This window comes from Trueperaceae bacterium (assembly GCA_031581195.1).
GTDB lineage: Bacteria > Deinococcota > Deinococci > Deinococcales > Trueperaceae > SLSQ01.
In genome coordinates, this window is record JAVLCF010000092.1 from 1 (window position 1) to 6,638 (window position 6,638).

Genomic DNA, 6,638 nt, shown 5'->3' on the forward strand with positions numbered 1-6,638 from the left:
AGGCGACCTGGCGGACGCGGATGCGTACGGACCTGGCCGCCCTCGCCGACGCGACCGGCGGGCCGGCCTGGGTGCGGCGGGTGGCGTGGACGGCGTACGCCGCTTACCTGCGGGCGCGCGGCCAGGGGGACGGCGTCGCCGGCTACGCGCGGGGCGTCACGCTGTTGGACGCCGCGCGCCGCGCCGGCCTCTGGTGAGGCGTCAGGCGGCGTCGCCCAGGCGGTCGGGGCCGAGGGCGCGGCGCAGCATGGCGGTGGCGTCGGGATCGCGACCGAGGAAGGCGCGGACCAGGGCGTCGGGGGGCCGGGTCGCGCCGGGCGCGAGGACGGCGTCGCGGAACGCGCGGCCGGTGGCGGCGTCGAACGGTCCGGCCGCCTCGAAGCGCGTGAAGACGTCCGCGTCGAGCATCTCGCTCCACAGGTAGCTGTAGTAGCCGGCGGCGTACCCGCCGGCGAAGACGTGCTGGAAGGCGGGGAGGAGCCCTTCGTTGCCGGCGTCGGGGCGGATCTGGAAGGGCGCCATCACCGTCCGCCCCCACGCGACCGGGTCGCCGTCGGTGGCGGGGTCGTACGCGACGTGCAGCGCCAGGTCGACGGTCCCGAGCGAGAGCTGGCGCGCCATCTGCCAGGCGCCACCGAACGTCCGGGCGGCGCGGAGGTTCGCGCGCACCTCGGGGGGCAGCGGGGCGCCGGTGTCGGCGTGGCGGGCGATGCGCGCGAGAGCGGCGTCGTCGTACAGCCAGTTCTCCAGGAGTTGGCTGGGGAGCTCGACGAAGTCCCACGCGACGCGGATGCCGGACAGCGAGCGGGTCTCGACGTGCCCGAGGAGGTGGTGCAGGAGGTGCCCGACCTCGTGGAACACGGTTTCCGCTTCGCGGTGCGTGAGCAAAGACGGGGTCGTCGCGTCGCCCGGCGTGAGGTTGGCGGCGATCGCCGCGACGTGCGGGTCGAACCCGCCGTCGGGGCGGGGGCCGCCGGTGACGAGCGGCATCATCCAGGCGCCGCCACGCTTGTCGTCGCGGGGGAACGGATCGACGAAGAAGGTCCCGCGGTGGACGCCGTCCTCGTCGACGGCGTCGAACGCGCGGACGTCGTCGTGCCAGGCGTGGCGCGCGTCGCCCGGCCGGACGGTGAGGCCGTACAGGGCGTGCGCGAGGTCGAAGGCGGCGTCGAGGACGCGGTCGAGCGCGAAGTAGGGCCGCAACGCCTCGGGGTCGAGGTCGAAGCGTTCCTGGCGGAGGCGTTCCTGCAGGAAGGCGACGTCCCACGGCTCGAGTCGGTCGTACCCCCACCGCTCGGTCGCGGCGTGCGCGAGTTCGTCCACCTCGTCGCGGAGGTGCGGCTCGACCCGCCGCCACAGGTCCGCTTCGAACGCCTGCGCGGTGGCGCCGTCGCCGGCCATGCGGTCGGCGAGCTGCAGGTCGGCGAAGTGGGCGTACCCGAGCGCGTGGGCCAGCTCGCGGCGGAGCGCGAGGATGCGGCCGACGAGGGGGCGGTTGTCGCGCCCCTCCCCCGTCCCGCGGGCTTGCGCGGCGTCGTAGAGGGTGCGGCGGAGGGCGCGGTCCTCGGCGTGCTGGAGGACCGGACCGAGGGAGGGGGGCTGCAGCGTGAAGCGCCAGCCCTCTACGCCGGCGGCCTCCGCGGCGGCGGCGGCGCGACGCACGACGCCGTCGGGGAGCCCGGCGAGGCGGGCGGGGTCGGTGACGTCGTGGGCGTAGGCGTTGACGCCGTCGAGCAGGTGGTTCTGGAAGCGTTGCGCGAGGTCGGCCAGCTCGGCGCGGATCGCTTCGACCCGCGCGCGGACGTCGGCGTCGGCGGCGGCGCCGGCGCGGCGCATGGCGTCGAGGGTGAGGTCGAGGTAGCGGGCGCGTTCCCCGTCGAGGGCGCGCCCCTCGTCGCTGGCGGCGTAGGCGCGCAGGACGCGGTAGACGTCGGGATCGGCCTCGCGGCGGGCGTCGAAGGCGGCGAGGTCGGGCAGGACGCCGCTCCACGCCTCGCGGAAGGCGGCGTCCTGACGGACGGCGTTCAGGTGCGCCGCGGCGTGCGTGACGCGCGAGAGGCGCTGGTCGAGGCGGTCGAGCGCGCCGAGCAGGTCGTCGTAGCGGTAGGGCGGCTCGGCGCGACGGATGGCGTCGAGGGCGGCGTCGGCGTCGGCGAGGGCGGCGTCGACGGCGGGCCGGACGTGCTCGGCGCGGATCGCGTCGAACGGGGGCACGCCCGCGGGGGTGAGGAGCGGGTTGCCGGTCTCGTTCACGACGTCGCCGCGGGACGCCAGGCGTCGGCGTGCGCCGCGACCCACGCGTCGCGGTGCGCGCCGAAGCGCGCCATCGCGCGGCGCGTCAGGTCGCCCGGGACGCCGCGGCCGACCGGCCGGTCGTCGATGCGGGTGACCGGCATGACGCCCTTGGTGGTGCTCGCGAGGAACACCTCGTGGGCGTCGGCGAGGGCGTCGAGGGGCACCTCGCCGTGGGCGGCGGGCACGTCGCCCTCGAGGGCGGCGAGGACGTGCGTGCGGGTGACGCCGGGCAGGACGCCCGCCCCGGGCGTGAGGAGGGTTTCGCCGTCGAGGGAGACGAACACGTTGCAGCGGGTGGCTTCGAGGACGCGTTCGCCGTCGTGGTAGAGGAGGTCGGCGGCGCCGCGCTCGCGGAGGGTGCGGGCGTGGCGGACGGCGGTGAAGTAGTTCGTGGTCTTCGCTTCGGGGAGGTCGCGTTCGAAGCGGTGCGTGAGCAGCGCCACGCCCTCGTCGTACGCCGACGCGGGGGCGGGGGGCAGGTCGACGACGAGGACCAGCAGGCGGGGGGTGCCGGGCGTGAAGCCGTCGTCGGGATCGCCGCCGGTGAGGTAGAGCTGCAGCCCGAAGACGTCGTCGACGGCGCCCGCCGCGACGTTGGCGTCGATGACGTCGCGGACGTGGGCGCGGATCGCGTCCGGGTCCGGGCGCGGCGCGAGGTCGAGGAGGTCGGCGCTGCGCTCGAGGCGGGCGAGGTGGTCGTCGGCGAAGGTGGGGACGCCCCGTTCGACGCGAAGGAAGTCGAAGGCGCCGTAGGCGCGGCGGAGGGTCAGGTCGGTCAGGGGGACGTGGGCGTCGGCGGCGGGGAGGGCGCGCAGGTCCACGCCGTAGGTACGATTCGCGGAGGTCATGCGGGAGTCTACAACGCCGTCCCTTCCCCCCGACCCGCCCCGCGTGATACCCTAGGGGGGTACCGGTCGGCGCGGGCGCGCACCCCGCTTCGGCCCCCGCCCCGACCCCCGCGGCGCACGGCCCGAGGGGCGCGGCACCGACTCCGGACCCGAACGGCGTCCACGCACGCACCGAGGAGGCACCCATGGCACGCAAGACGATCTCGACCGACGTCGTCATCATCGGCGGCGGCCCCGCCGGCCTGACCGCCGGCATCTACGCCGGCCGCGGCCAGCTCGACACGATCATCCTGGAGAAGGGCCTGCCCGGGGGGCAGATCGCCCAGACCGAGGAGGTCGAGAACTACCCCGGCTTCGACGAGGCGGTCACCGGCCCCGAACTGTCGCAACGCATGGTGCGGCAGGCGGAGAAGTTCGGCGCGCGCATCCTCATGGAGGAGGTCGAGGGCGTGAGCGGGAACGCCGACGACGGGTTCGTGGTCCGCGGCTACGAGGCGGACTACCGGGCCCGAAGCGTGATCCTCGCGACCGGCGCGAACCCGAAACGGCTCGGGGTGCCCGGGGAGGACGAGTTCTACGGGCGGGGCGTCAGCACCTGCGCGACGTGCGACGGCTTCTTCTACCGCGACAAGCGCGTCGTGGTCGTGGGCGGCGGGGACGCCGCCCTGGAGGAGGGCACCTTCCTCACGAAGTTCGCGAGCGAGGTCGTCGTCGTGCACCGCCGCGATGAACTCCGCGCCCACAAGAGCGCGCAGGAACGCGCCTTCGCGAACGACAAGATGACGTTCGTCTGGAACACCGTCGTCGAGGAGGTCCTCGGCGAGGACGGCATGGTCACCGGCGTCAAGACCCGCGACGTCGTGACCGGCCGCGAGGACGTCCTGCAGGCGGACGGCGTCTTCGTCTACATCGGGCACGAACCCAACACCGGCTTCCTCGACGGCTTCGTCGAGCTGCAGGACAGCGGCTACGCGAAGGTCCGCGACGAGATCTTCACGAACGTCGAGGGCGTCTTCGCCGCCGGCGACATCGCCGACGAGGTCTACCGGCAGCTCGGCACGAGCGTCGGGGCCGGCACCCGCGCGGCGATGACCGCGGAACGCTGGCTCGCCGAACGCGAACCGCTCGCCCCCCTCGAGGGCGAGACCGCGGCCGCCGGCGCCGGCGACGCCCCGGTCGGCGTGTCCGCCGCGACGCCGCTCAGCGTCGGCTGAGCGCCGCTCAGCGCGGCCGCAACCGCACCACCTCGAGCGCGCCCTCGGCGCGCACCACCAGCACGTCCCGGACCCCCTCGACCGGCGCGCCCACCAGGGCGCGCCACGTCGTGTCCCCCACCACCAACCGCGTCCACGCCCCGTCCGCCTCCGCCCGCCACCCGTCGCCCGTCACCCCGTCGAGCGACCGTGCATCGGTCGGGCTCGCATCGGTCGGGCTCGCATCGGTCGGGCTCGCGTCGGCCGGGGACGTCACGACGCTCACGTCGCCGTCCACCATCCGCACCACGGGGCGCGCCGGCGCGGGCGGCGCGGCGCCGAACCAGGCGTCGGCGTCGCGCGCGTCGAACGGCGCGTCGCGCCGTAGGACGCCCGCCACCTCCCCGCGCTCCGCGCCGGGCGGCACCCGCGACCACACCCGCAGCCGCCGGTCGCCGACCTCTCCGAGGACCGCGTCCGCCTCCATCACGCCGGGGTCGACCCCCAGCGCGTCGGCCAGCAACCGCAACCGCTGCCGGAACAGCGCCTCCCGCACGTCGGGCGCGTCCCCCTCCGACGCCGTCCCGTCCAGCGGGTAGGTCGCCCACACCACCCGGCCGCCCCCCTCGACCGGCGCCGCACGGTACGCCTCGAACGACGCACCGGTCGCCGGCAGGTCGTACCGACCGACGGCGTCGTCGGCGCCGTACCGCACCGCGACCCCGTCCCCCCACGCCAGCAGGGTCGCCGTCGCGTCGAGCGGGACGCGCGCCATCCGCGCCGGCGCCAGCGGCAGGATGCCGGCGGGGATCGCCTCGGCCAACGCCGGGCGCGGCGCCCCCCCGACGCGCTCCCCCAACGCCCGCGCGTAGCGGTCCGCCGTCGCGCGGTCCCCGAACGCCGCGACCCGCACGCGGTACACCGCGCCCGCCGCCCCCTCGGCCCGCACCACGTAGCTCGGGAAGCCGTCGCGCAACAGGTCGCCGGAGACCTCGATCGCCGCCTCCGGATCGCTGAGCGCCGCGACCTGCACCGTGTACGGCGCGAGCGCCTCCTGCGCCGCGGCGCCCCCCAGCACCGCCGTCGCGGCGGACGCCGCGACGGTGGCCAGCGCCCGGCGCCACGCGGCGCCGCGGGTCGCGCGCCGCATCAGAAGTCCTTCCGTTCGAACACGAGGACCGCCGCCGCGGCGAACGCCGCGCCGTACAGCGCGATCAACGCCGCCACCCACCCCGGGCCCGCCACCGGGTCGACGTAGGCCGACAGGTGCCGCGTCAACAGGTACGGCTCGAGCCCGGGCAGGATCACCAGCAGGTCCATCACGATCAACGTCGCCAACGTCGCCAACGCCCCGCTCGCCGCGTTCATCGTGAGGACCGTCGCGAACACCGCCAACAACGCGACCGGCAGCAGCGACGCCGCCGCCCACGCGTACGCCCCCACCAACTCCGCCCACGCCGCGCCGGGCGCGAGCGTCCCGACCCCCGCCAGGCCGCCCGGCCCGACGCCGGTCCCGCCGACGAACGCCTCGAAACCGTACGCCGCGCCCGCCACCAGGGAGGCGGCGAAGAACCACGCCAACGCCGCGAGCGGCATCGCCGCCACCACCGCCATCTTCGCCGCCAACCACGCCGACCGCGTCACCGGCCGCAGCAACACCGTCGGCAGCGTCCCGTGCGTCACCTCCACCCCGACGAGTTCCGCCGCGACGATCGCCACGATCAACGGCAGCAGGAACGTCATGGCGGACGCCAACCCCAAGCCCGGCACCTGGAACCCCGACACGATCGCGACGCCGTAGACGTCGAAGATGCCCGGCGCGTACGCCCACAACCAGGGGAACGCCGCCAGCACGACCGCGGCGCCCCGCACGCTCGTCAACTGCACGAGCTTGCGCGCCTCCATGCGCACCAGCGCCGTCACGCGACCCCCACCCCGCGACGCGCCTCGATCCGGTCGCGGTAGTACGCGGACAGGTCGAAGACGTCCTCGCGGACCTCGACGACCGCGCGGCCCGCGGCGACCAGCGCCTGCGTCGCGCGCGCCACCTCCGCCGCGTCGCCGCCCCCCGCACCCGGGTCGGTCGCGACCCGCCACCGGATCCCCTCGCCGCGCGGGTCGCGACGCGCGTCGCGGGCCGCCTCGATCCCCACCGCCGCCAGCGCCGCCCGCGCCGCGTCGGCGTCGTCGACGAGCGCCCGGTAGCGCCCGCGGCGCGCGACGAGGTCGACCTCGTCGATCAACGCCCCCTCCTCCAGGATCCCGGCCCGCGACCCGTAGTGCGCGACCTCGTCCAGGTGGT

The 6,638-nt window shown here is 76.0% G+C and carries 7 protein-coding genes; 2 read left to right on the top strand and 5 right to left on the bottom strand.

The window, feature by feature from the left end; all coding sequences use genetic code 11:
* A partial coding sequence (locus RI554_08825) for a hypothetical protein (GenBank protein ID MDR9392114.1) occupies positions 1–197 on the top strand: 197 nt, incomplete at its 5' end.
* 4 nt (positions 198–201) lie between these two features.
* Here the strand turns inward: RI554_08825 and RI554_08830 are convergent.
* Entirely contained in the window at positions 202–2,253 is a 2,052-nt protein-coding gene (locus RI554_08830; protein MDR9392115.1) for a M3 family metallopeptidase, read from the bottom strand.
* Positions 2,250–3,143, bottom strand: coding sequence for an aminotransferase class IV (locus tag RI554_08835; GenBank protein ID MDR9392116.1), 894 nt, complete (start codon positions 3,141–3,143; stop codon positions 2,250–2,252). Before RI554_08835 ends, RI554_08830 begins: the two co-directional genes overlap by 4 nt.
* A 185-nt stretch (positions 3,144–3,328) precedes the next feature.
* Here RI554_08835 and trxB point away from each other — a divergent pair, with 185 nt between their 5' ends.
* Positions 3,329–4,357 carry a thioredoxin-disulfide reductase gene (trxB, locus tag RI554_08840; protein MDR9392117.1) on the top strand — a complete coding sequence of 343 codons (1,029 nt, stop codon included), beginning with the start codon at positions 3,329–3,331 and terminating at the stop codon, positions 4,355–4,357.
* A 7-nt stretch (positions 4,358–4,364) separates the two neighbouring features.
* Here the strand turns inward: trxB and RI554_08845 are convergent, their stop codons facing one another.
* The 3 genes from RI554_08845 to RI554_08855 form a co-directional block, all read right to left on the bottom strand.
* A complete protein-coding gene (locus tag RI554_08845) occupies positions 4,365–5,486 on the bottom strand; it encodes an SPOR domain-containing protein (GenBank protein MDR9392118.1) in 1,122 nt (373 codons plus the stop codon).
* A complete protein-coding gene (locus RI554_08850; protein ID MDR9392119.1) occupies positions 5,486–6,259 on the bottom strand; it encodes an ABC transporter permease in 774 nt (257 codons plus the stop codon). The genes RI554_08845 and RI554_08850 overlap by 1 nt, the downstream gene beginning before the upstream one ends.
* Positions 6,256–6,638, bottom strand: a 383-nt coding sequence (locus RI554_08855) for a hypothetical protein (GenBank protein MDR9392120.1), incomplete at its 5' end; no start/stop codon positions are given. The genes RI554_08855 and RI554_08850, both read right to left, overlap by 4 nt.

Excerpts from the sequence above, each read along its gene's own strand:
- RI554_08835 (MDR9392116.1), bottom strand. The coding sequence starts at position 3,143 with ATGACCTCCGCGAATCGTACCTACGGCGTGGACCTGCGCGCCCTCCCC.
- trxB (MDR9392117.1), top strand. The coding sequence starts at position 3,329 with ATGGCACGCAAGACGATCTCGACCGACGTCGTCATCATCGGCGGCGGC.
- RI554_08845 (MDR9392118.1), bottom strand. The coding sequence starts at position 5,486 with ATGCGGCGCGCGACCCGCGGCGCCGCGTGGCGCCGGGCGCTGGCCACC.